Genomic DNA, 23,208 nt, shown 5'->3' on the forward strand with positions numbered 1-23,208 from the left:
GAGGACGACCGGCCCCCGGCCACTTCCGCCCATACCGTAATCAGGAAACACCGGTATTTTCGGGCAACGACCTATTCGCCCGAACTTGGCGGCCCGGACGGCGGGTGGCCAGACGGCCGGCCAGCAGCAGGTAGGGCAGCACGGCCACCGTGAACGCCACCGCGTGGCCGGCGGCTCCCGCCACGAGGCCGTACCCGGCGTAGACCGCGATGATCGTCACGTCGGTGGCCATCCCCGCCACCGAGGTGACCGTCGCCCGGTCGGGCCCGCTGATCCGGGACTGCAGCCGGACGTCGGCCAGCACGGTGGCGAGCTGGAACGCCGCGAACGCGACACCCACCAGGACGAACCCGGCCGGGTGACGGAGCAGGGCGCCCGCGGCCAGGGCCAGCGCGGCCCCCGCCAGGAGCGCGGCGAAGCCCCGGTCGGTCAGCCGCTCCCCCACCGGAGCCAGCAGGCCGCCCACGGTGGTGCCGGCCCAGACCAGCAGGAGCAGCAGCGGCACGGTGGCCGCCGGCACCCCGGTGTCCCGGGCCAGCAGCGGCGTGTACTCGTCCAGGCCGCCCCACACGGCGGCGACCGCCGGCACCAGCAGCAGCGCCGCCCGCACCGACCGGTCGGCGCGGGCCTCGGCCAGCCCGCCGCGAAGGCTGGCCAGCCAGCCGGGCTCGTCCGCGTCGGGCTGGTGCGTGCCAGCCTGGTCCGCGCCGGGCCGGCCGGAGCCGGGCCGGTCAGTGCCGGGCTGGTCCGCGCCCGGCCGGCGGTGGACCGCCGGGCCCGCCGCGCGGTGCTCGGGGAACCGGGTGGCGACCGCCGCGGCGGCCAGGCACGCCGCCACGCTCGCGGCACCCACGGCCGGGTAGCCGCCGAGGGCCAGCACCGGCGCGGCCAGCCCCATGGCACCGACCACCCCGAGCAGCTCGGCGGTCCTCGCCCGGCCGGTCAGCCGGGCGTACCGGCCGGCGACGCCGAGCCGGTCCAGCTCGGTCCAGACCAGCGCCTCCTGGGCGCCGGAGCGCAGCGCGCCGCCCGCGCCCCAGAGCAGGAAGCCGGCGGCGAACGCCGGGTAGGACGGGACGAGCACCCAGAGGGCGAACCCGGCGGCGGTCAGCAGCGGGGCGAGGCAGAGCAGCAGCCGTCGCGAGGCCGCGTCGGCCCAGGCGCCCGAGGGCACCTCCAGCAGGATGCCGGCGACCGACCAGAGCACGAAGAGCGAGGAGATCTGCCCGACCGACAGCCCGGTGTCGGCGAAGAGCAGCGTGTAGACCGGGTAGAGCAGGACCAGGTCGGTGAGGAACGCGTAGGCGTAGAGGGTGACGGCGAGCCGGCGCTCGGCGGGCACGCGCGCGGAGACGACGAGCATGGGGACCTTCCCACGGGGACGTGACGGACACCGGACGTGCGGTGTCCGCGGTGGCCCGCGGGCTCGACCCTCGGCAGGGCATCAATGTCGCCAGTGCACGTGCCGATCGTAACCGGGCGCCCGGCCCCCGCGCCGCCCCACGCACACGGACCGGGGTGGGACCCGGAAGGGCCCCACCCCGGTCGGAGGTCGGTCGGTCAGCGGCGGGACCGGTCCACGTCCGCCTGCGGGATGACCATCGTGGCCTCGCTGTCCGCGGCCTGCTCGGCCGTCGGCTGCCGCGGCGTGGTCGCCTGGGTGCGGTCCGGGTCGGCGTACGCCGGCACCGGCTGGGTCGGCTCGGCCCCGCCGTACGGGGCGACCGGCTGGGTCGGCTCCGCCGCGCCGTACGGGGCCACCGGCTGGGTCCGGTCCGCCTCGCCCTCACCGGCCACCGGCCGGGTCAGCTCGGCCTCGGCGTACGGGCCGGGCGTCCCGCCGAACCGCGCCTCGACGTCCCGCCGCCCGGCCTGGTACGCCCGGGCGTGGGTGGCGATGGTCCGCGACTCCTCCTCGGCCCGGGCCAGCCAGTTCTCCCAGCGGCTCTGCATCGGGCGGACCAGGCCGCCGCCCACGCCGACGACCAGGATGCCGCCGACGGTGGCGAGCACGGCGATCAGCACCGGGGTGGTCACCGTGGTGGCGACGCCGATCTGGTTGAGCGCGGCGATGACGCCGAGGCCGAGGATGAACACCGAGGCGATGTTGGCGAGCACCCGGCCGTAGGAGAGGCCGCCGAGGGCGCTGGAGATGATGTCCTTCACCGCCCGGGCGATGGCCGCGGCCACCACCACGATGACGATGGCGACGAACGCCCGGGGCAGCCAGGCGACGACGCCGGCGATCAGGTCGGAGATCGGGTTCGGGCCCCAGATGCCGAAGGCGAGCTGCAGGGTGACCAGCAGCACCGCGTAGTAGGCCAGCTTCGCGACGATGTCGCTGGCGTCGTACTTCGACCGCGCGAGGGCGGTCTTGATGCCGCCGCGCTCGACGGCCCGGTCGAAGTGGACCCGCTCCAGGACCTTGTCCACGATCTTCAGCACGGCCTTGGCGACCAGCCAGCCCACGACCAGGATGGCGATGAAGGCGACCGCCTTGGGCAGGAACAGCATCACCGAACGGAACGCGTCGCCCACCGCGTCGCCGAAGTTGTCTTTCATCGAAGGGCCTCCACGCACACAGTCAGGGTTGGTTCGCCTGGAGCTACCCTGACCGGCCGTCGGGGAAACGCGGTCAGCCCCGGGGGCAGCGGTAGCGGACCTGCGTCCCGGCCTGCAGCGGCGACGGTTCGACGATGTTGACGGTGGCGCTCTCGACGGTCGCGCCGACCCCGCTGATCGTCCACCGGAGAGTGAGGGTGGCGGTCCGCTGGCCGCGCGCGACCCGCTCGGTGAGCAGGCCGCCCGGCGGTGCGTCCGAGCGGAACCACTGGTAGCGGATCACCCCGCCGCGCCCGTTGGTCCGCACGGTGGCCACGACGTCGACGGTGACGTCGCAGGCGACGCCGGGCGGCCGGGGCACCGCCACGGTGACGGCCTCGACCTCCAGCGGCCGCAGCCGCTGCCACAGGTAGAGCCCGACCACCACCAGCAGCGCCGCGGTGAGCAGGGTGGACAGCACCGAGACGACCCGGCGCCAGACCGGGCGGGACCGCCGCGCCGGAGGCATCGCCGGCCAGGCCGGGGCCGGCGGCGGGGTGGCCGGGACACCGGGCCCGAAGCGCAGCTCCCCGCCGGGCGCCGGCGCCCCGGCCACCGCCCCCGCGTCCGCCGTCGCCTCCCGGTACGCCCCGGCGGTCGACCCGCCGCCGGCCGCCGTGGCCGGGCCGGTCGGGTGCTGCCGGGGCCACGCGGTGTGGTGCCCCGTCGGCCCGGCGGCGCCCGGGGCGCCGACGGTCGGGGCGCCGAACTGCGCGGTCGGCTCCGCCGCGCGGAGGTGCACCGTCCGGTCCGTCGGACCGAGGTGAACGGTGGCGTCGGCGGGATCGAGGGCACCGTCGCGACCCAGGTCGACGGTCGCGCCGGGGTCGACGGGCAGCGCGCGGGTGGGCAGCGCCTCGGTCGGCTCCTCGGGGCGGGTCACGAGGGCCGTCCCCGGGTCACGGCGCGGGTCTGGGCAGCGGGCACGGTCACCACTCCTAGCCGGGGGTGCAGTAGTTGTAGAGCGTCACGTACACCGGGGACGCCGAGGTGCTCGCGTTGCCGGCGGCGTCGACGGCGGTGACCTGGATCGGGATGCGGGTGCTCTGCCTCGGCGCCGGCAGCGGGCCGAGGGTGCCCCGGAACACGCCGCGCCCGGCCGAGGCCATCGACCCCGTGCCGGTGGCACCTCCCAGGGTGTAGCGGAAGGTGACCGTGAGGGCGGCCGGGCCGCTGCGGTCGTCGGTGACGGTGGCCGTGACCGTGCTGATCCGGTACCCGTACCGGCAGCCGTCGGGTTCGAGCTGCCCCGGATCGGCGACGACGTCGCTGACGGCGGGGGCGGTGACATCGGGTGGCGGCGGCGTGGTGCTGGTCGACGGGGTCGGGGCGGGCGCGCTGGTGCGTACCGGTGGGCGGGTGGGGGTCGCGGACCGGGAGCCGCTCGGGCTGGCGTCCGGCGTCGCCGGCGGCGTGGCCGACGCGGACGGGGTGGCGCTCGCGGACGGTGGCGGCGGGTCGGTCGGGGTGCCGCCGCTCGGGTCGGCGGTCGTGGCGCCGGCGACGGCCGGGCCGGTCGGGCCGTCGGCGGTGACCGGGTTGTCGTGGGCGGCGTAGCTGTAGCCGGCACCGCCGGCCAGCAGGGCGGCGACCAGGCCGGCGCCCGCCAGCGCGGTGCGCGCGCGGCCCCGGCGGAACCGGCCGCCGCGCCCGGCCGTCGCGCCGAGCGTGGTGCTGGCCAGGCTGGTGGCGCCGCCCGCGCCGTCGGGGAACGGCCAGAGCGCGGCGAGCAGGGCGGCCCGGCGGGCCAGCTCGCGCAGCCCGCGCTCCTCCCACTCCCCGCCGTATCCGGCGCCGGCCACCCGGTCCAGGATCTCCAGGAACACCTGGGCGGGCTGGGGCCGCTCGTCGGGACGCTTGGCCATGCCGTGCCGGAGCAGCTCGTGCACCGGCGCGGGGGCCGGGTCGGTCGGGATCGGCGCGGAGGCGTGCTGCTCGCGCAGCGCGAACAGGTCCGGCCCCTCGTACGGGGGCTTGCCGGTGAGGCACTCGAAGAAGGTGGCGGTGGCCGCGTAGATGTCGCACGCCGGGCTGGCCGGCGCGCCCGTCCACTGCTCGGGAGCCATGTAGCGGGGGGTGCCCGAGACGGTGGTGTCGGAGCCCTGGCCGACCGGCATGGCGATGCCGAAGTCGGCGAGCTTGCTCAACCCCTCCCCGGTGACCAGCACGTTCTCCGGCTTGTAGTCCCGGTGCACCACGCCGCGCGCGTGCGCGGCGGCGAGGCCGGTGAGCGAGCCCTTCAACACGCACAGCGCCGCCTCGGGGGTGGTGGGGCCGTGCGTCCGCAGCATCTGGCGCAGCGAGACCCCGTTGACCAGCTCCATCACGATGGCCGCGCCGTGCGGCGACTCGACGTACTCGTAGAGGCGGCTGACGTGCCGGTCGTCGATCTCGCCGAGGAGCCGGGCCTCCGACCGGAAGGCGGTCCGGAAGGAGGAGTCCGCGCCGATGTCGCGGACCAGGTACTTGATGGCGACCGGGGTGCCGGTGGCGTCGTGTGTGGCGAGCACGACGCTGCCCGACGCACCGGCGCCGAGCCGACGGACCGGCGTGTAGCCGGACAGCTGCCAGCCGCTCATGCGACGGCCTCCACGGCGTTCCAGGGGCGGGTGTCGGCCTCCGCCTCGCTGGTCATTCTGGTCGCGCCGGCGCGGGAGTCCATCGGCGCAACGGGTGCTTCCCCGCGCCGGACGGCGACCCCGGAATCGGGGTGCCGGCCGGTTCCGGGGTCGGTCGTGCGTGGGCCGGGCGGGCCGGCGGGCGGATGGTCGGGAACGGACACACCGCCACTGCTAGCAGACACCGGCAAGCCCGCCGGTCAGATGGCGGTGGCCTGGACGACCTTCCACTCGCCGTGCACCGGGACCAGCGTGAGCACCACCCGGTTCTGGTCCACCTTCTCCCCCGCCGTGGTCACGTTGCGCCGGTACTGGTTGAGGTAGAGCAGCAGCTCCACCCGGTCCGGCCGGGCGTCGACCACGCCGGCGGCGGACACCTCGGCGAGCACCACGGCCTGCTGCTTCGCGGCGGTCGCCTTGAGCGCCGTGGTGGTCTGCGCGTACTCGTCGGCGAACGCGCCGGTGGCGAAGGTCCGGCCGTTGGCGACGCTGTCGTCGAAGGTGCGGTAGTCGTAGGAGAAGAGGGCCTTGGCGGCGGCCGGGGCGGTGGCCAGGGCCTGGCGTACGGCCTGGTCGCGCTGGTCGGCGCGGCGGTCGGCGGTCCAGCCGGCCACCGCCACGGCGGCGGCCAGCAGCAGCGCGACGACGAGCAGCGGCACGGGCCGCGGCCGGGGTCGACGCAGGACGGTCGGTAGGCGCATCGGTCTCCTCCTGTCGGTCATCCGACGAACTGGAGCTTGGTCACGAGCCAGTCCCCCGAGTCCCGGTCCCGGACCAGGTCGAGCTGGATCCGGTAGTGCGAGGGCCGGCCGTCGGGCGACTTGACGTTGCGGACGGTGGCGTCGACCGCCACCAGCACCACCGCGTGCCGCCGGTCGCCGGAGACGAGCCCGGCACGCAGCACGGTCCCCTGGGACTGGACCTTGTTCTCCACGACGGCGGCGCGGACCTGGGCCTGGCCGCGGGTGAACTCGTCCTTGAAGTCACCGGTGGCGCCGGCGGTGATCCGGCTCAGGTCCCGGTCGACGCTGGCGGCGCTGACCGAGACGAAGTTGACCGCGGCCTGCCGGGCGGTGGCCACGGCCTCCCGGCGGGCCTGGTCGGTGGCCCGGTCGACGTACCAGCGGTGGCCCTGCACGCCGGCGCCGGCCAGGGCGGCGGCCAGCAGCACCACGAGCAGCGCGACGAGCGCCCGGCGCCGGCGGGGCGGGGCGGTGCCGGCCGGCTCGGCGTCGGCGTCCGGCCCGGCGTCGGCGTCCGGCTCGGCGGGCTCCGGGTCGGGCTCGGGCAGGTCCTCGACCTCGGCCGGGTCGCCGACGACGGTGAGGTCCCCGGCCTCGAGGGGGTCCTCGACCGGTTCCCGGTCGAGCCGTTCCAGCACCCGCTCGATCGGCTCGTCGGCTGCGGGGACCGCCCGGTTGACCAGGCGGCGGCGCGGCACGGTCGGGCCGCCGGCCTTCGCGCCCTTGATGACCTTCAACGTGGTGTTCCTGCGGCTGGGCACCGCCACCTCCTCGGGTACGCCGGTCACGGGGTCACCCCGGCGAGCAACAGCTGTTTCCAGGACTGGGCCCCGGCGGTGCGGTACTGGCCGCCGGTGCCGCCGAACTGCAACGGGCGGCCGTCGGCGCCGAGCACGACGCCGGTGGCCGGGTCGTACCCGGGGTCGCCGCCCCCGTCGGCCTCGGGCGGGGGCGCGGGGTCGGCGCCGGAGGGTCGGGGCGCGTTCCCGGCGCCGCGCACGCTCGCCCCGGCGGCGCGCTCGCCGGCGTCGCAACCGGTGGCGCCCCCGCCGTAGACGCAGGACGGCGGGTTGCCCACGTTGACCACCAGGCCGAGGTGGGCGGTGCCGTCGCCGGGGGTGACGGTGTAGCCGCCGGCCACCGCGATCGGGTACACCACCAGCAGTTGCTCGATGCCGGGCAACCGCCGGGCGGCGATCCCGTTGACGGTGACCAGGTTGCCGAGCAGCACGCCGACGTCCGGTTCCAGGCCGCGCAGCAGCGCCCGCAGCTCGGTGCCGGCGGGCGGTCCGCCGGCCAGCAGCCGCCGCAGGTCCGGGTCGGCGGTACGCAGCGTGGCGGCGAGCTGCGCCAGCCCGGCCGACCAGCGGCGCAGCGCCTCGCTGGACTCGGCCTGGGTGGTCAGCACGGTGCGGGCGTCGCGGATCAGCGCGAGGGTCTCGGGCAGCCGCCGGTCCGCCTCGGTGAGCAGAGCGTCCCCGGCGTCGAGGATCCGGGCCAGGGCCTGCTCGTTGCCCTCGAACGCGGTGCCCAGCTCGGTGACGAGCACGGTCAGGTCGTCCGGGTCGACCGAGCGGACCAGCGCGTCCAGGTTGGTCAGCAGGGTCTCCGGGGCCAGCGGGAGGCCGGTCCGGTCGGCCGGGATCACCGCCCCGTCGGCGAGGTACGGCCCGCCGTCGCGCTCGGGACGCAGGTCGAGGTACTGCTCGCCGACGGCGGAGCGCTGGGCGACCACGGCGCGCAGCGCGTCGGGGACCCGGACGTCCCGGTCGAGGCGCAGGTCGGCGCGGACCCCGTCGCCGCGCAGGGCCACCGCGGTGACCCGGCCGACGGGCACGCCGCGATAGGTGACCGGGGCGTTGGCGAACAGCCCTCCGGCGCGGGCCAGGTCGACGTGGACGACGTAGCCGGCGTGCAGCAGCCGGTCGCCGAGGCCGACGTAGCGGACGCCGACGTAGCCGACGCCGAGGACGCTCACCAGCACGAACGCGAGCACCTGGAGCTTCACGGTACGTCCGATCACGGGATCAGCCCTCCCCCGAGCACGTCGGTCAGGTCGCCGATCTGGCCGGTGACGGCGCCGGTCAGCGGGAGCACGCACTCCTTGGTGAGCACGGTGCCGTCGGGCAGTTCGGTGCCGGCGGGGAACGCGGTGCCGGGCGGCACAAGGCCCTTGGGCAGCAGCAGGCCACCCAGCGGCACGGTGGAGCCGGGCTTGAGCAGCTTGCAGCCCGCCGGCAGCTCGCACTCCTTCGGCGGGGTGAAGATGGCCGGGAAGTCCTTCAGGTCCGGCAGGCACCTGAGCAGTGGCAGGTCGGGCAGGTCGGGCAGGACGCCGCCGCCGGGCCGGGGGCCGGGCCGCGCCGGGCCGCCGGTGGCGGGCGGACGAGGCGCCGTCGGGGTCGCCGGTCGGGAGGTCCGCGGCGCCGGCGCGGGCGCGGCGGCCACCAGGTTGGCCAGGATGCTGGCGGCGTCCAGGTCGGCCGTTATGGACAGGTTCACGAAGTCGCCGACGATCGCGCCGGTGACGTTCGGCGGGAACGGGTACGACAGCATGAAGTCCAGCGACCTGGGCAGGTCGTCACCGGCCCGGGCGAGCTGCTCCAGGATCGGTTGCAGGGACGTCACGGCGGCCACGGTGTCCGCCCGACTGCGCTCCACCACCCGGGTGCCCACGGTGCCGAGGCGGCCCAGCGCGGTGAGCGCCCTGGTGAGCTGGGCCCGTTGCCGGGCCAGGACGGTCAGGCCCGGGGCCAGGGAGTCCAGCGCGTCGCCGACGACCTGCCGCTGCCGGGCCAGCCGGCCGCTGAGCCGGTCGAGGGCGTCGATCGCGCGGACGATGTCGGCCTTCTGCCGGTCCAGCCCGCCGAGGAAGGTGTCCAGCTGGGTCAGGGTGTCCCGCAGCGCCGGTTCGCGGCCGGCGAGGGCCCGGTTCAGCTCGGCGTTGATGGTGCGCAGCTGGGCCAGGCCGCCGCCGTTGAGCAGCAGGCCCAGGGCGGCGAGGACCTCCTCCACCTCGGCGCCGCGGGTGGTCCGGGACAGCGGGATGAGGTCGCCGTCGGCGAGGTCGCCCCGGGCCGGCTCGGCCGGTGGCGGGGCCAGGGCCACGTACTTCTCGCCGAGCAGGCTGCTCTGCCGGACGGCGGCGGTGGCGTTCGCCGGCAGCCGCACCGCCCGGTCGACGCGCAACCGGACCCGGGCGTGCCAGCCGTCCAGCGAGATCTTCTCGACGCTGCCGACGGTGACGTCGTCGACCTTCACGGCGGCCCGGGGCACCAGGTCCAGCACGTCGGTGAACTCCGCGGTGACCGTGTAGCCGGGTCCGGTCGGACGTCCACCGGGCAGCGGCAGGTCGGCCACCTCGGGCAGGCCGCAGCCGGCGGGCAGCAGGGCCACGGCCAGCGCGCCGGCCAGCAGCCGGGCCGCCCGCGCGCGGGCTGGCGGGGCGGTCACGCCGGACCCCGCAGGATGCCGCCGAGCGTGGGGTCGCTCGGGATGGAGGGGCCGCCCGGCGCCTCGTCGGCGGTCGGCGCACCGGGGGAGCTGATGGATCCCGGTGAGGACCCGCCTCCCGCCGGGGCGCCGGGCGGCAGCTTGAGCAGCTTGCGCAGCTGGTCGGTGAGGGGCAGCCCGCGCTGGCGCAGCGTCTGCGCGAGCTTGGTGCAGATCGCCGGCACCTCGGCGACGGGAAGCTGGTCGACCATCAGCGAGCAGGCGAAGGTGGCCGGGTCGTACGGGCCGAGCGGGTTGTCCCGGGTGTCGAGGGTGCCGGAGCGGGGGTTGTAGGCGAGGTTGAGGTTGCCGATGGCGAGCGGCGCCACGTCGAGGATCTGGATGACCGCCCGCTGCTGGCGGACCAGGACCCGGGTGATGTCGGTGAGCGCGGTGACGTTCGAGGTCAGGGCGGTCCGGTTCTGCCGGACGAAGGTGGTCACGTCGTCGAGCGCGGCGGCCAGGTTGCGCAGCGCCCGGGCCAGCTCCTCCTTCTCCCCGGCGAGCTGCTCGGCGACGTCGGCGAGCTGCTGCTGGAAGCGGCGTACCTGCTGGTCGCTGCGGGCCAGGGTGGTGGTGAAGCGTTGCAGGTTGGCCACCGTGCCGAAGAGGTCGCCGCGCCCGGCGGACAGGGTGCTCAGCGCGCGGGAGGCCCCGTCGAGGGTGTCGTGCAGGTCGGCGCCGTTGCCGTCGAGGTTGGCCCGGCCGGTGGCGACCAGGTCGGACAGAGCACCGTCGGCGTTGGCGCCGTTCGGGCCGAGGGTCCGGTTGAACTCGTCGAGCGCGGCGTAGATGTCGTCGATCTCCATGGGCGCGGCGGTCCGGTCGACCGGGATCCGCGCGCCGTCGCCCAGCTCGGCGCCGCCGGTGTACGCCGGGGTGAGCTGCACGTACCGGTCGCTGACCACGCTGGGCGGGACGATGAGCGCCTGCGCGCCGGCCGGCAGCCGCAGCCCCGGGTCGTAGCGCATCTCGACGCGGACCACCCGCCCCTGCGGGACCACCTTCTCGACCTCGCCGACGCGGACGCCGAGGATCCGCACGTCGGAGCCGGCGTAGACGCCGACCGCGCGGGTGAAGTAGGCGACCACCCGCCGGTCGGGTGGTTGGTGGCGCCACACGGCCGCCCCGACGGCGACGGCGGTGAGCAGCACGGTGGCCGCGGCGAGCGGTCGCCGCCAGCGCTGGATCCGACCGGGCATCAGCGACCTCCGGTGGCGGCGGGCAGGTACGGCTGGAGCAGTCCGTCCACGTACGAGTCGAACCAGCGCCCGTTGCCGACGACGTTGGCGAACGCGGTGACGAACGGGCCCATCCGGCGGATGGTCTGCTCCAGGTCGTCGCGGTTGCGTTGCAGCACGGCGACCACCTCGCGCAGCTTGCGCAGCGCGGGCTGCAGCCGGGTGCGGTTGTCGGCGACCAGCCCGGAGAGCTGGGTGGCGAGCTGGTCGGTGCCGACCAGGAGCTGGTGGATGGCGTCCCGGCGCCGGCTGACCTCGGTGAGCAGCTTCTCCCCGTCGGTGACCAGCTTGCGGAACTCCTCGTCCCGTTCGGCGAGCACGCCGGTGACGCCGCGCGCCCGGGACAGCAGGGTGCGCAGTTCGGCGTCGCGGGACGAGACGGTGCGGGACAGCCGGGACAGCCCGGTCAGCGAGGTGTGCACGCTGGGCGGGGTGTCGGCGAAGGTCTCCGAGAGGGTGGTGAACGCCCGGGCGAGCTGGTCGGTGTCGACCTTGTCGAGGGTGTCGGCGAGGCCGGTGACGGCCTGCACCACGTCGAACGGGGCGGCGGTGCGGTCCAGCGGGATCTGCCCGCGCTCGGGCAGCTTCCCGGGGCCGGCCGGGGCGAGGGCCAGGTACTTCTGCCCGAGCACCGTCTTGATCCGGATGGTCGCGCCGGTGTCCCGGCCCAGGCGCACGCCGTCGTCGTCGACCCGGAACCCGACCCGCACGTACGGCCGCGGCTCGCGGGCGAGTTCCACGGCGGTGACCACCCCGACCCGCACCCCGGCCACCCGCACCTCGTTGCCGGTGGCCAGGCCGCTGGCGTCGTGGAACGCGGCGGCGTACGACCTGCCGGTGAGCGCGGCGATCCGGTCGAGCTGGAACGCGCCGAGCAGGGCGGCGACGAGCACGGTCAGCCCGACCGCGCCGACGAGCACCGGGTTGCGTTCGCGGAACGGTCTCACCGGGCACCTCCGGTGGCGCAGCGGGCGGCGGTGGCGTCGACGCCGGGCACGGTGAGCGGCGCGTGGCCGTCGACGGCGAGGCGGCCGTCGAAGTCGCAGAGGTAGAAGTTGAACCAGGAGCCGTACGAGGCGACCCGGGTCAGCGACTCGTAGCGCTGTGGCAGCCGGCCCAGGGTGGCGTCGATGACCTCGGAGTTGCGGCCGAGCGTGCCGGCCAGCTCGTCGAGGGCGCGGACGTCGGCGGCGAGCGGCGGCCGGGTCTGGCGCAGCAGCCCGGCGGTGGTGTCGGTCAGCTCGCCGAGGCTGACCAGCGCCTCGCCGATGGCGGTGCGGTCGGCGGACAGCCCGGAGACGAACTGCTGGAGCTGGGTGACGCTCTGGTCCAGCTCCCGGTCGTGGCTCGCCAGGGTGCCCAGCACCTGGTTGAGGTTGGTGACCACCCGGCCGATCACCGCGTCCCGGTCGGCCAGGGTGCTGGTCAGCGAGGCGGTGCGCCGCAGGAGGCTGGCCACCGTGCCGCCCTCGCCCTGGAGCACCTGGACGATCTCGTACGCCAGCTTGTTGACCTCGGCGGGGTCGAGCGCGGTGAACAGCGGCCGGAAGCCGTTGAACAGCACGGTCAGGTCGAGCGCGGCCGTGGTCTGGCGGAGCGGGATGAGCCCGTCGGGGCGCAGCGGCCGGCGGTCGCCGGGGCCCTCGGTCAGCGCCAGGTAGCGCTGGCCGACGAGGTTGCGGTAGCGGACGGCGGCGCGGACGCCGACGGCCACCGGCACCGTCCGGTCGACGGTGAAGGCCACCTCGGCGGTCGTGTCGTCGACCACCCGGATGTCGGCCACCTTGCCCACCCGCACGCCGGCGATCCGCACGTCGTCGCCGGCGAGCAGGCCCGTCACGTCGGTGAACCGGGCCCGGTAGGTGGTGCCGTCGGGCGGGAACGCGCCGAGGGTCTGCGCGAGCAGCCCGGTCGCGAGCAGCGTGATCGCCGCGAACACCAGCAGCTTGACCAGCGCGGGGGTCGTCTTCCCGGTCATCGGGTGGTCACCACCGCGCCGCGCAGCAGCGGGCCCCAGAGCAGCACCGCGATGTCGGGCACCTCGGCGGGTGGTGTCCCGGTGAGCCCGCCGACGAGCGGCTTCACGAGGGCCCGCTCCTCGCCGGTGCCGGCCCGGCCCATCTCCGGGGAGGCCGGCGCCGCGGACGCCCCGCCGGCCGGCACACCCACGGGCAGCGGCTTCGGGGTACGGGCGGCGCCGTAGTCGTAGCCGTCGGCGACGGCCACCTCCGGCGCGGGCACCCGGGGTTTCGGCAGGCCGCGGCAGTCCGGGCCGTCGTGGGCGGCGTACACGGGCTCGTCGCGGCCCCGCTCGTACGGGCCGCCGTCGCGGGTCACCTCCAGGGTGATGTGCATACGGCCGCCGTCGAAGACCTCCTCGACCCGCGGTTGCAGGTCGACCAGACCGTGCACCAGGCACGGGTACTCCGGCGCGTAGGCGGCCAGCAGTTCGAGGACCGGGCGGCTGACCTGGCCGAGCCGGATGAGCTGGTCGCCGTGCCGGTCCAGGAAGCCGCGGGCGGTGTCGGCCGTGTCGGTCGTGTCGGCGAGGAACGCGGCGAGCTGGTCGCGCTGGTCGCCGACGGTGCGGGCGGTGACGGTCACGTCGCGCAGCAGGGCGAGCAGGTCGGGCAGGGCCGCGTCGTAGCTGTCCAGCACGGTGGCGAGCTGGCGCAGGTCCTCGGTGAGGGTCGGCAGCTGCGGGTTGACCTGCCGCAGGTACGCGCCGAGCCGGGTCAGGTTCGCGCCGAGCCGGTCGCCGCGCCCCTCCAGGGCGGTGGTGATCGCGCCGAGGGTCGTGGCGAGCTGGTCGGGGCGGACGGACTGGAGCAGCGGCAGGGCCTCGTCGAGCACCCGTTCCAGCTCGACGGCCGTGCGGCTGCGGTCCTGGGTGATGACCGCGCCGTCGCGGATCGGCCCGGCGGTGCTGCCCGCGGGCGGGACGAGTTCCACGTACCGCTCGCCGAAGAGGGTCTTGGGCAGCAGCCGGGCGGTCACGTCGGCGGGGATCCGGGCGGTGGTGGCCGGTTCGAGGGCCAGCCCGATGACCGCGCCGTGGCCGTCGCTGCGCACCGAGCGGACGGCGCCGACCACCACCCCGCGTACCTTCACGTCGGCGCCCTCCAAAAGGTGCAGGCCGGCGCGGTCGGCGCGGAGGGTGACCCGGTCGACCGGGGTGAACGCCCCGCGGTACTGGAGCACGGCGGCGGTCAGCGCCGCGGTGAGCAGGGCGACGAAGACGAGGCCGAGCAGACGGTGTCGCATGGTCACCCCGCGATCCGGACGGTGGTGGTGGCGCCCCAGATGGCCAGGGACAGGAAGAAGTCGACGACGTTGACCGCGACGATCGCGGTCCGCACGGCGCGGCCGACGGCGACGCCGACCGCGGCCGGCCCGCCCTGGGCGGTGTAGCCGTACCAGCAGTGCACGAGCACCACGATCACGCTGAACACCAGCACCTTGCCGAAGGACCAGAGCACGTCCTCGGGCGGCAGGAACAGGTGGAAGTAGTAGTCGTAGGTGCCGGCGGACTGTCCGAGGTAGCCGACCGCGATGGTGCGGGTGGCCAGGTAGCTGGCGAGCAGGCCGACCACGTACAGCGGGATGACGGCGACGAAGCCGGCGATCATGCGGGTGGTGACCAGGAACGGCAGCGAGGGCACCCCCATGACCTCCAGCGCGTCGACCTCCTCGGAGATCCGCATGGCCCCCAGCTGGGCCGTGAAGCCGCAGCCGACGGTGGCCGACAAGGCCAGCGCGGCCACCAGCGGCGAGATCTCGCGGGTGTTGAAGTACGCCGAGACGAAGCCGGTGAAGGCGCTGCTGCCGATCTGGTCGAGCGCCTGGTAGCCCTGGAGCCCGACCTCGGTGCCGGTGAAGAAGGTGAGGAAGCAGATCACCCCGACGGTGCCGCCGAGCACGGCGAGCGCGCCGGTGCCGAAGCTGACCTCGGCCAGCAGCCGGACCACCTCGCGCCGGTAGCGGCGCAGGGTGCGCGGCGCCCAGGCCAGGGCGCGCAGGTGGAAGGCGAGCTGCCCGCCCAGGTCGTCGAGATACCGCAGGACCGTCACGTCAGCTCCCCTTCTGCGGGACGACCTGGAAGTACACGGCCGTGACCACGAAGTTCAGCGCGAACAGCAGCATGAAGGTGATCACCACGCTGCGGTTGACCGCGTCGCCGACGCCCTTCGGCCCGCCCTTGGCGGTCATCCCCTGGTGGCTGGCGACCAGCGCGGCGGCGGCACCGAACAGCAGCGCCTTCACCTCACCCACCAGCAGGTCGGGGAGCTGGCCGAGGGCCTGGAAGCTGGCCAGGTACGCCCCGGGCGTGCCGCCCTGGAGCACCACGTTGAACGCGTAGCCGCCGGTCACCCCGACGACGCTGACCAGGCCGTTGAGCAGCACGGCCACCAGCATCGAGGCGAGCACCCGGGGCACCACGAGGCGGTGGATCGGGTCGATCCCGAGCACCTGCATGGCGTCCAGCTCCTCGCGGATCTTCCGGGCGCCGAGGTCGGCGCAGATGGCCGAGCCGCCCGCGCCGGCGATGATGAGCGCGGTGACGATGGGGCCGGCCTCGCGGACCACGGCGAGCACGGAGGCGGCGCCGGTGAACGACTGCGCGCCGAGCTGGCGGACCAGCGAGCCGAGCTGGAGCGCGATGACCGCGCCGAACGGGATGGCGACCAGCGCGGCGGGCAGGATGGACACCGAGCTGATGAACCAGGCCTGCTGCACGAACTCGCGGACCTGCACCGGCCGGCGGCCCAGCCCGCGCAGGGTGTCCAGGCAGAACGCGAAGAACTCGCCGGTGTTCCGGACCGCGGCGACCGGGGCGCTCACACCGCCACCTCGCTCCGCTCGGCGTCCCAGCGGCCGTCGAACGACCCGGGCGGCGGGGTGACGCCGTGCTCGCGGCACCACTGGCCCGGCGGGCGCTCGGCCCGGCGCGGCCGCCCGTCCGACGGGGGCAGTTGCAGCGGGATCGGCGGCAGCGGCGGGAGTTCCGCGCCGGCCTGCGCCTCGGCGGCGAGTTCCTCGGCGTCCTTCTCCTCGGCCATGCCGATCGGGCCGATCCGCTGGGCGTTGAGGAACTGCCGGACCACCGGCTCGGTGCTGGACAGCAGCATCTCCCGCGGCCCGAACATGGCCAGGTGCCCGTGGTAGATCAGGCCGATGTTGTCCGGCACGGTCCGGGCGGTGTTGATGTCGTGGGTGACGATCAGGAACGTCGCCCCGGTGCGCTGGTTGAGGTCGACGATGAGCTGGTTCAGGTAGGCGGTGCGCACCGGGTCCAGCCCGGAGTCCGGCTCGTCGAAGAGGATGATCTCCGGGTCCAGGACGAGCGCCCGGGCCAGCCCGGCCCGCTTGCGCATCCCGCCGGAGATCTCGCCGGGCAGCTTGTGCTCGGCCCCCACCAGACCGACCATCTCCAGCTTCTCGGTGACCACGGCCCGGATCTCCGACTCGGACCGGCGGGTGTGCTCGCGCAGCGGGAACGCCACGTTGTCGTAGATGGTCATCGAGCCGAACAGCGCGCCGTCCTGGAACAGCACACCGAACAGCTTGCGGACCTCGTACAGCTCGCGTTCGGAGAGCTTCGGCAGGTCCCGGCCCTCGATGAGGACGGAACCCCGGTCGGGCCTCAGCAGACCGACAAGCGTCTTGAGGAACACGGACTTGCCCGTGCCGGAGGGTCCCAACAGGACGGAGATCTCCCCGGCGGGCAGGGTCAGGGTGAGGTCCGACCACACCGGGTGCCCGCCGAAGGACTTGGTCAGTCCGCGTACCGCGACCTCGACGCCCATCGTTCCCCTCCCTTCGTGTCTCATCTGGGACATCGGGCGGGGTCGACCGGACGCAACAACTACTTTCCGTCACGGGCCGGGGACGACCGGCAAGCTATGCAAAACCCCGGAGGTGTCGATAACGTGCCGGAAACCGGCCGGCGATGAGGATGTTCCACGAACGCCATGACGACAGTGATCGAATCCGAACTCGTCCGCCGGGCCGCCGCGGGCGACCCGGCGGCGGTCGAGGAGCTGCTCGTCGGCGTACGGCCGGGGCTCGTCCGCTACTGCCGGGCCCGGTTGGGCCGGGTGGGCGGGGCGTACACCACCGCCGACGACGTGGCCCAGGAGGTGTGCGTGGCCGTGCTGCGCGCCCTCCCCCGCTACCGCGAGCAGGGCGTCCCGTTCGCCGCGTTCGTCTACGGCATCGCCGCGCACAAGGTGGCCGACGCCCAGCGCTCCGCCGTCCGCGACGCCGCGGTCACCCCCACCGACAGCCCCGTCGACCGGCCGGACGCCGCCCCCGGGCCCGAGCAGCAGGCCGTGGCGAGCGACCTGGCCCGGCGGCTCTCCGCGCTGCTCGACCGGCTCCCCGACGTGCAGCGGGAGATCATCCTGCTGCGGGTCGCGGCGGGACTGTCCGCCGAGGAGGTCGGCGGCATCGTCGGCATGTCCGCGGCCGCGGTCCGGATGGCCCAGTCCCGGGCGCTGACGCGGCTCCGTACCCTGGCCGGGGGCTCACTGGACGAGGTGGCGGCATGACCGGGCGGACGCCGGGCGACGGCGACGACGCGATGGACCTGGGGACCATCGCGCGCGACGACGCGCTGCTCGACGCGCTCGGCCGCGGCGAGGCCGCACCCGAGGGCGACGCGCTCGCCGGGGTGCTCGCCCTCTGGCGGGCCGAACTCGCCGACGAGCCGGCCACCGCGGTCCGCCCCGGCGCGCCGGAACCCGGCGGCGAGGCGCCCGTGCGACGCGCGGTCCGCCGCCCCCGCCCCTGGACGCTGCGGCTGGCGGCCGCCGCCGTGGCGCTGCTGGCCCTGGTGTCCGGGCTCGGCATCGGCAGCCGCGACGCCGGACCGGGCAGCCCGCTCTGGTCGCTGACCCGGCTGCTGCACCCTCAGCAGGCCGAGGTGCGCGGCATCGAGGACACCATCGGCAGGGCGCGCGCGGCCCTGGACGCCGGCCGGCTCGACGACGCCGAGGCGCTTGTCGCGCAGGGCCGCCGCGACCTCGCCCGGGTCGAGGACCCGGCGGCGGTCACCCGGCTGGGCGCCGCGCTCGACGTCCTGGCCCGCGACCTGGCGGCGGCCCGTGCGGCGACCGCGCCGCCGGGCGGCCCGCCGCCCGCCACGGCCCCGGCCACCCCCGCGCCCACCGCCGTCCCGAGCCCCACCGTCACCGGTACGCCCCGGTCGGCCCCGGCCACCTCGGGCGGCACGCCGAGGGCCGGGTCGAGCCGTCCGCCCACCCCGGCCGGCAGCCCGCTGCTGCCGCTGCCCCGGCTGCCGCTGCCCCTGCCGTCGGTGTCGGTGTCCGGGCTTCCGCTGCCCGAGCTGCCGCTGCCCACCGGGGGCGGGCTGCTCGACTGAGCGAATCCGCGCGGGCCACCGGCACTCCGTTACTGTGCTGCCGTGAGCAGCGCAGCGACGGCGGCCACGACCGTCACCGAGGGACGCCGGGCGCGGATGACCACGAGCCGGCGGCTCAGCGTCATGATGCTCGGGATGACCGTGCTGGTCCTCGCCGGCGGCGGGATCGGCGCGGCGGCCCTGTCCCACACCGCCGCCGTCTCCGACCGGCTGGCCGACCACATCTCCCCCGCCCGCACCGCCGTCAGCCGGCTGGAGAGCGGCCTGCTGGAGCAGGTGGCCGCGGTCCGCGGGTACGTCGTCACCGGCGACCCGGAGGCGCTGCGCCGGTACGAGGACGGGGTGGCCGCCGAGCGCGCCACCGCGCGGCGGGCCCGCGACCTGCTCAGCGGCGAGCCGGACGCGCGCCGGGAGCTGGACGGCGCGCTGACCCTCGCGGAGCGCTGGCGGGCCGAGTACCCGGCCCGGCTGATCGCCGCCCGGCGGGGCGGGGCGGGCGCGGCGGAGCTGGCGCCGGTGGTGCGGCAGGGCGGGGTCGCGTTCGACGCCGCGCAGGCCGCGCTGACCGGCCTGGAGGCCCGGCTGGACCGGGAACAGGCGGCCGGCCGGGCCGACCTCGACAGCGCCCGCGCGCTGCGCGACCTCCTGTTCGTGGCGATCCTGGCCACCCTGCTGCTGTCCAGCGTCGTCATCTCGGTGCTGGTCCGCACCACGGTACTGCGTCCGCTGGACCGGCTGGGCGCCTCGGTGCGCCGGGTCGCCGGCGGCGACTTCGAGCACCGCCTCGCCGCGGAGGGGCCGGCCGACATCGCCCGGCTCACCGCCGACGTGGAGACCATGCGGCAGCGGATGGTCGACGCGCTGCACACCAGCCGCCGGCAGCGGGACGCCCTCGAACAGCAGGCCGCCGAGCTGCGCCGGTCCAACGAGGACCTGGAGCAGTTCGCCTACGTGGCCTCGCACGACCTTCAGGAGCCGCTGCGCAAGGTGGCCTCGTTCTGCCAGATGCTGCACCGCCGCTACGCCGACCAGCTCGACGACCGGGCCCGGCAGTACATCGGGTACGCGGTGGACGGCGCGACCCGGATGCAGAGCCTGATCAACGACCTGCTGGCGTTCTCCCGGATCGGCCGGGTCTACGGCGAGGACCGGGAGGTGGACCTGGCCGCCGTGCTCGCCCAGGCCGAGTCGAACCTCTCCGACCGGATCGCCGAGGCGGGCGCCGAGATCGTGGCCGACCCGCTGCCCGTGGTGCACGGCGACCCGACGCTGCTCACCATGCTCTGGCAGAACCTGCTCGGCAACGCCGTCAAGTTCCGGCACCCCGACCGGACGCCCCGGATCCGGGTGGCGGTCACCGGGGACGACGCCGGCTGGGAGTTCGCCGTGGCGGACAACGGCATCGGCATCGACCCCCGCTACGCCGACAAGATCTTCCTGATCTTCCAGCGGCTGCACCCGCGCGGGAGCTACGACGGCACCGGGATCGGCCTGGCCATCTGCAAGAAGATCATCGAGTACCACGGCGGCACGCTGCGGCTCGACGACGCATACGCCGAGGGCGCCCGGTTCGTCTTCACCCTGCCGAGGCCGGCCGCCCCGGCCGCCGTCCCGGAGCAGGCGGGCGAGCGGGCGCCGGTGGCCCCGGCCTGAGCGTCGGGCCACCGGCGGCGGCTCAGCCGGCGACGTAGAGCCAGATCACCAGTTCACTGCGGGCTTCCAGGTCGTAGAGGACGTGGACGGGGCGCCTGTCGGCGGCGACCTGGAAGGCGGGCCGGGGCGGGCACGGTGAGCGCGGCGGCCGCCACCACGGCGAGGGCGAACTGCGGCAGGGTGTCGACCACGTACGTCGGCGGGTCGGCCACCCCCGGCCCGACCAGCACGAGCCACCCGGCGACCCCGGTCCAGGCCAGGCCGGCGGCCACACGGGGCAACCCGGCCAGCGCGGTCACGGCGCCGGCCGCCGCCCGTCCCCGTCGGCGGCGGCCGCGGCGACGCCCTCGGTGACCGGCCCCAGCGCCGGACCCGCCTGCTCCGCCGGGCCCGGCCCGGCCTGCTCCGTCGCGCCCGGCCCGGCCGGAGCGGCCTGCTCGGTGCCCCCGCCGGCGAGCCGGTCGAAGAAGCGCAGCAGCTCGACGGGGAACGGCATGACCAGGGTGCTGTTCTTCTCCGCCGCCACGTCCACCACCGTCTGGAGCAGCCGCAGCTGGTACGCCCCCGGCGTGTTCGCCATCGCCCGCGAGGCGTCGGCGAGACGCCGCGACGCCTGGAACTCGCCGTCCGCCGCGATCACCCGGGCCCGGCGTTCCCGCTCCGCCTCGGCCTGCCGGGACATCGACCGCTTCATCCCCTCCGGCAGCGCCACGTCCTTGACCTCCACCCGCTCGATGAGCAGGCCCCACGGCTTCTCGGTGGGCGCGTCGATGACGGTCTTCAGCTCCGCGTTGATCCGGTCCCGGTCGCGCAGCAGGGTGTCCAGGTCCGCCTTGCCGATCACCGACCGCAGCGCGGTCTGCGCGACCTGGAGCACCGCCGACGGGTAGTCGCGGACGTTGACCAGCGCCTTCACCGGGTCGACCACCCGGTAGTAGACGACCGCGTCGACGGTGAGCGTGACGTTGTCCCGGGTGATCACGCCCTGCGCGGGCACCCCGATGACCGTGGTCTGCATGCTCACCCGCACCATCCGGTCGGCCACCGGGATGATGACCTGGAAGCCGGGCTGGCGGATGTGCTCCAGCACCCGGCCGAAGCGGAACACCACGCCGCGCTGGTACTGCTGCACCAGCCGGATGCTCAGCGACGCCACGAGCACCACGAGCGCGACGACGATGACCAGCACGATGACGGCGGCGGCTGCCATGGTCCCCCTCGATCCCGGAGGCGCCCGCCTCCCGGCCGCGCGCGTACCCGCTCCCCCGCGCTTCACGCCTGCGCCGAGCCGAGACCGCGACCGGCCGGTCCGGGGAGGGTACCGGTCGGTGGGCAGACGACGGAGTCATCGGCGATGCCGGCTGCGCCGACGCGTCCCCGCACACTCCGGCCGGGCGCCCTCTGCTCAGCGCCTACGAACCTGATGTCGTCGACGACTCAGTCCAGCGCCGCGGCGGCCGAGGCCCGGTAAGCCGCGCCTGGCCCCGTAAGCCGCAGCCGGGTCCCGTACGCCGCGGCCGGGCCCCGTACGCCGCGGCCCGGGTCCCGTAATGAGTCACCCACGTCATCAAGTTCGTAGTGGCTCACGGGCCATGACCGGCTCCACGCCGGAAGCCGGCGGATCCGGGGCCTCGACGCCACGGCCGTCCGGCACGGCGCGCCGCATCCGGCGCGCCTGACGGCGATCGCGGGATCAGAAGCGGCGGGCGGGCGGGATGCCGCGCGGAGGCGGCTCGCGGAGCAGCCAGACCGGGTTGCTCGCGCCGACGAGCACGCCGTCGCGGCCCCGGACCTGGGTCCGGACGTACACCCCGGCACCGACGGCGACCGGCAGGTCGTGCCAGCCCTCACGGAGCTGCCGCCGGGAACCTGTCCGATGCCGATCGCCGGGACCGGGTCCGCGACGCCCGCCCGGTCGGCCGTGCCGGTGACCACCTCCAGGGTGGCGCCGGCGGGCAGGTCGGTGGCGCGCAGCCGCACGGTCAGGTCGGTGGCGTCGGTGGTCACCACGGCGCCCATCGCGCTGCGGCCGCCGATTTCCAGGTCGAGGGCCCCCCGGTAGCGAGCCAGGTCGGTGAACCACGCCTGCCCGGCGCGCAGCGCCGCCACCAGGTCGTCGCGACCCGTGGAGGCCGCCCAGACATATGTGACGTGCCGGTCCCGCCCGGCGCGCCAGTCGGTGCCGTCGTGGTCGTCGGTCACCCCGACGGCGGTGAGCGGGATCGCGTTGCGGGCCGCCACGTCGTACGCCCAGAGGTGGTCGTCGACCGGGTCGCGGCCGATCTCGATCAGGTCGACGCCGAGCGCGTGCCGCTCCACCAGCAGCCGCGCCAGGGACTCCCGCCGTTCCACGTCGAGCGGGTGGTTCCAGCAGACCACCCCGCCGTGGCCGTGCAGGAACGCCACCATCCGCTCGGTCGCGCCGACGTCGTTGTCCCGGTACGGCGGGGACGGGAAGGGCGGCAGCGTCTGGTCGCCGCCGAACCAGTTGAGGTGCCGGACCATCGACACCTCGTACGCGCGGTGGTGGGTGACCCCCGGGTAGGCCCCGGCGTACCCGCGCAGCACCTCGGCGCGCAGCTCCTCGCCGCCCTGCCCGGCGCGCCGGGCCCGGTCGAAGACCAGCCGGTCGACCACGAACGCCCCGCGCGCGCCGGACCCGACCTCCACCCCGAGGCGCAGCCCGCGCAGCGAGTTGTCCCCGGCCACCAGGTCCGGCCAGAGCCGCCGCACGTCGGCCAGCAGGTCGAGGGTGTGCCGCCGCCGGGCGCCGGCCGGGGCGGGCAGGTCCACGGTGCCGTGCCGGCCGTCGGCACGGTGCCGGGTCGCGGTCGCCGCGCCGAGACGGTAGCGGAGGACGAGCTGGCCGGCGGGGCGGCCGGCACCCGCCGGATGGTGCGACAGCGCGATCTCGACGATCAGCGCGGCGTCCGGGCCGGCGACCTCGGGCAGCACGTCGAGGTGCAGGGTGGTGTCGGAGATGTTCCCGGTGTGCGTCCAGTTCCACGCCCTGCCCGCGTACCAGAGGGTGCCGGCGCCGGTGGCGGTGAGCCGCAGCGCGCGGCCGGGGTCGCCGGCGGGGGCGGCGACGAAGTCGGCGGCGGACGCGGTGAGCGCGCCCTCGGTGGACGCCGTCCAGGTCCAGGCCAGGCCGGCCTCCGGCTCCTCGGGGCCGTCGAAGTGGACGGTGCGGCGGTGGTCGTGGGCGGCCACGCGGAAGTCGTGGTCGGTCCACCAGACCACGTCGACGGCGTTGCGGCGGGCCTGGTCGAGGTGGGCGGCGTAGCTGGCGACGCCCTCGCTGAACGAGGCGTGCAGGTGCATGGCCATGCTGATCGGCCGCCGTCCGCGCCCCGGCGGCGACGGGTCGCCGGTGGCCGCCAGGCCGATCGGCACGCCGATCCCGGCGACCGCGAGGCCACCGGCGGCGGCGAGCAGGCTCCGCCGGTCCAGCCGCGCCCGATCGCCCATGCCGC

At 75.7% G+C, this 23,208-nt stretch carries 21 protein-coding genes; 3 read left to right on the forward strand and 18 right to left on the reverse strand.

What is annotated here, in order from left to right:
* Positions 1 to 40 precede the first annotated feature (40 nt).
* From ACZ6PY_RS15220 to ACZ6PY_RS15290, 15 genes are all read right to left on the reverse strand, one after another.
* Positions 41 to 1,363, reverse strand: a complete 1,323-nt coding sequence (locus ACZ6PY_RS15220; RefSeq protein WP_466072540.1) for an MFS transporter — start codon at positions 1,361 to 1,363, stop codon at positions 41 to 43.
* A gap of 197 nt (positions 1,364 to 1,560) precedes the next feature.
* The gene (locus ACZ6PY_RS15225; protein ID WP_466072541.1) at positions 1,561 to 2,562 is read right to left on the reverse strand and encodes a membrane protein; all 1,002 of its coding nucleotides are present in this window, start codon (positions 2,560 to 2,562) and stop codon (positions 1,561 to 1,563) included.
* 73 nt (positions 2,563 to 2,635) lie between these two features.
* A complete protein-coding gene (locus ACZ6PY_RS15230) occupies positions 2,636 to 3,484 on the reverse strand; it encodes a hypothetical protein (protein WP_466072543.1) in 849 nt (282 codons plus the stop codon).
* Positions 3,485 to 3,539: 55 nt separating this feature from the next.
* Complete coding sequence (locus ACZ6PY_RS15235; RefSeq protein WP_466072545.1) at positions 3,540 to 5,180, reverse strand: serine/threonine-protein kinase; 1,641 nt, start codon at positions 5,178 to 5,180, stop codon at positions 3,540 to 3,542.
* A 239-nt stretch (positions 5,181 to 5,419) separates the two neighbouring features.
* Entirely contained in the window at positions 5,420 to 5,920 is a 501-nt protein-coding gene (locus tag ACZ6PY_RS15240; protein WP_466072547.1) for a hypothetical protein, read from the reverse strand.
* Between the two features lie 17 nt (positions 5,921 to 5,937).
* On the reverse strand, positions 5,938 to 6,750 hold the full coding sequence (locus ACZ6PY_RS15245; RefSeq protein ID WP_466072548.1) for a hypothetical protein: 813 nt from the start codon (positions 6,748 to 6,750) through the stop codon (positions 5,938 to 5,940).
* Positions 6,747 to 7,985 (reverse strand): MCE family protein, encoded by a 1,239-nt coding sequence (locus ACZ6PY_RS15250; protein ID WP_466072550.1) that lies wholly within the window; start codon positions 7,983 to 7,985, stop codon positions 6,747 to 6,749. Before ACZ6PY_RS15250 ends, ACZ6PY_RS15245 begins: the two co-directional genes overlap by 4 nt.
* Entirely contained in the window at positions 7,982 to 9,415 is a 1,434-nt protein-coding gene (locus tag ACZ6PY_RS15255; protein WP_466072552.1) for an MCE family protein, read from the reverse strand. The genes ACZ6PY_RS15250 and ACZ6PY_RS15255 overlap by 4 nt, the downstream gene beginning before the upstream one ends.
* A complete protein-coding gene (locus tag ACZ6PY_RS15260; protein ID WP_466072553.1) occupies positions 9,412 to 10,656 on the reverse strand; it encodes an MCE family protein in 1,245 nt (414 codons plus the stop codon). The genes ACZ6PY_RS15255 and ACZ6PY_RS15260 overlap by 4 nt, the downstream gene beginning before the upstream one ends.
* Entirely contained in the window at positions 10,656 to 11,642 is a 987-nt protein-coding gene (locus ACZ6PY_RS15265; RefSeq protein WP_466072555.1) for an MCE family protein, read from the reverse strand. Before ACZ6PY_RS15265 ends, ACZ6PY_RS15260 begins: the two co-directional genes overlap by 1 nt.
* Positions 11,639 to 12,673, reverse strand: a complete 1,035-nt coding sequence (locus ACZ6PY_RS15270; RefSeq protein WP_466072557.1) for an MCE family protein — start codon at positions 12,671 to 12,673, stop codon at positions 11,639 to 11,641. Before ACZ6PY_RS15270 ends, ACZ6PY_RS15265 begins: the two co-directional genes overlap by 4 nt.
* Positions 12,670 to 13,959 (reverse strand): MCE family protein, encoded by a 1,290-nt coding sequence (locus tag ACZ6PY_RS15275; protein ID WP_466072559.1) that lies wholly within the window; start codon positions 13,957 to 13,959, stop codon positions 12,670 to 12,672. Before ACZ6PY_RS15275 ends, ACZ6PY_RS15270 begins: the two co-directional genes overlap by 4 nt.
* 2 nt (positions 13,960 to 13,961) lie before the next feature.
* The gene (locus tag ACZ6PY_RS15280; protein ID WP_466072561.1) at positions 13,962 to 14,765 is read right to left on the reverse strand and encodes an MlaE family ABC transporter permease; all 804 of its coding nucleotides are present in this window, start codon (positions 14,763 to 14,765) and stop codon (positions 13,962 to 13,964) included.
* A 1-nt stretch (position 14,766) separates the two neighbouring features.
* On the reverse strand, positions 14,767 to 15,537 hold the full coding sequence (locus tag ACZ6PY_RS15285) for an MlaE family ABC transporter permease (protein WP_262281840.1): 771 nt from the start codon (positions 15,535 to 15,537) through the stop codon (positions 14,767 to 14,769).
* Positions 15,534 to 16,502, reverse strand: coding sequence for an ABC transporter ATP-binding protein (locus ACZ6PY_RS15290; protein WP_466072563.1), 969 nt, complete (start codon positions 16,500 to 16,502; stop codon positions 15,534 to 15,536). Before ACZ6PY_RS15290 ends, ACZ6PY_RS15285 begins: the two co-directional genes overlap by 4 nt.
* 165 nt (positions 16,503 to 16,667) lie before the next feature.
* Between ACZ6PY_RS15290 and shbA the strand changes: the two genes are divergently transcribed.
* From shbA to ACZ6PY_RS15305, 3 genes are read left to right on the forward strand one after another with little or no spacing between them, the layout of a single operon-like run.
* The gene (gene shbA / locus ACZ6PY_RS15295; RefSeq protein ID WP_262281841.1) at positions 16,668 to 17,246 is read left to right on the forward strand and encodes an RNA polymerase sigma factor ShbA; all 579 of its coding nucleotides are present in this window, start codon (positions 16,668 to 16,670) and stop codon (positions 17,244 to 17,246) included.
* The gene (locus ACZ6PY_RS15300; protein ID WP_466072565.1) at positions 17,243 to 18,079 is read left to right on the forward strand and encodes an anti-sigma-D factor RsdA; all 837 of its coding nucleotides are present in this window, start codon (positions 17,243 to 17,245) and stop codon (positions 18,077 to 18,079) included. Before shbA ends, ACZ6PY_RS15300 begins: the two co-directional genes overlap by 4 nt.
* A gap of 42 nt (positions 18,080 to 18,121) precedes the next feature.
* The gene (locus tag ACZ6PY_RS15305) at positions 18,122 to 19,732 is read left to right on the forward strand and encodes a sensor histidine kinase (RefSeq protein ID WP_466072567.1); all 1,611 of its coding nucleotides are present in this window, start codon (positions 18,122 to 18,124) and stop codon (positions 19,730 to 19,732) included.
* A 53-nt stretch (positions 19,733 to 19,785) separates the two neighbouring features.
* Here ACZ6PY_RS15305 and ACZ6PY_RS15310 read toward each other — a convergent pair whose 3' ends face one another.
* From ACZ6PY_RS15310 to ACZ6PY_RS15320, 3 genes are all read right to left on the reverse strand, one after another.
* Positions 19,786 to 20,031 (reverse strand): hypothetical protein, encoded by a 246-nt coding sequence (locus tag ACZ6PY_RS15310; protein ID WP_466072569.1) that lies wholly within the window; start codon positions 20,029 to 20,031, stop codon positions 19,786 to 19,788.
* Positions 20,028 to 20,942, reverse strand: coding sequence for an SPFH domain-containing protein (locus ACZ6PY_RS15315; protein ID WP_466072570.1), 915 nt, complete (start codon positions 20,940 to 20,942; stop codon positions 20,028 to 20,030). The genes ACZ6PY_RS15310 and ACZ6PY_RS15315 overlap by 4 nt, the downstream gene beginning before the upstream one ends.
* A gap of 227 nt (positions 20,943 to 21,169) precedes the next feature.
* Entirely contained in the window at positions 21,170 to 23,203 is a 2,034-nt protein-coding gene (locus ACZ6PY_RS15320) for a CehA/McbA family metallohydrolase domain-containing protein (RefSeq protein WP_466072571.1), read from the reverse strand.
* Positions 23,204 to 23,208 lie beyond the last annotated feature (5 nt).

This window comes from Micromonospora sp. NPDC048907, assembly GCF_055586885.1.

Excerpts from the sequence above, each read along its gene's own strand:
- ACZ6PY_RS15220 (WP_466072540.1), bottom strand. The coding sequence starts at position 1,363 with ATGCTCGTCGTCTCCGCGCGCGTGCCCGCCGAGCGCCGGCTCGCCGTC.
- ACZ6PY_RS15225 (WP_466072541.1), bottom strand. The coding sequence starts at position 2,562 with ATGAAAGACAACTTCGGCGACGCGGTGGGCGACGCGTTCCGTTCGGTG.
- ACZ6PY_RS15235 (WP_466072545.1), bottom strand. The coding sequence starts at position 5,180 with ATGAGCGGCTGGCAGCTGTCCGGCTACACGCCGGTCCGTCGGCTCGGC.
- ACZ6PY_RS15240 (WP_466072547.1), bottom strand. The coding sequence starts at position 5,920 with ATGCGCCTACCGACCGTCCTGCGTCGACCCCGGCCGCGGCCCGTGCCG.
- ACZ6PY_RS15260 (WP_466072553.1), bottom strand. The coding sequence starts at position 10,656 with ATGCCCGGTCGGATCCAGCGCTGGCGGCGACCGCTCGCCGCGGCCACC.
- ACZ6PY_RS15270 (WP_466072557.1), bottom strand. The coding sequence starts at position 12,673 with ATGACCGGGAAGACGACCCCCGCGCTGGTCAAGCTGCTGGTGTTCGCG.
- ACZ6PY_RS15275 (WP_466072559.1), bottom strand. The coding sequence starts at position 13,959 with ATGCGACACCGTCTGCTCGGCCTCGTCTTCGTCGCCCTGCTCACCGCG.
- ACZ6PY_RS15290 (WP_466072563.1), bottom strand. The coding sequence starts at position 16,502 with ATGGGCGTCGAGGTCGCGGTACGCGGACTGACCAAGTCCTTCGGCGGG.
- shbA (WP_262281841.1), top strand. The coding sequence starts at position 16,668 with ATGACGACAGTGATCGAATCCGAACTCGTCCGCCGGGCCGCCGCGGGC.
- ACZ6PY_RS15300 (WP_466072565.1), top strand. The coding sequence starts at position 17,243 with ATGACCGGGCGGACGCCGGGCGACGGCGACGACGCGATGGACCTGGGG.
- ACZ6PY_RS15315 (WP_466072570.1), bottom strand. The coding sequence starts at position 20,942 with ATGGCAGCCGCCGCCGTCATCGTGCTGGTCATCGTCGTCGCGCTCGTG.
- ACZ6PY_RS15320 (WP_466072571.1), bottom strand. The coding sequence starts at position 23,203 with ATGGGCGATCGGGCGCGGCTGGACCGGCGGAGCCTGCTCGCCGCCGCC.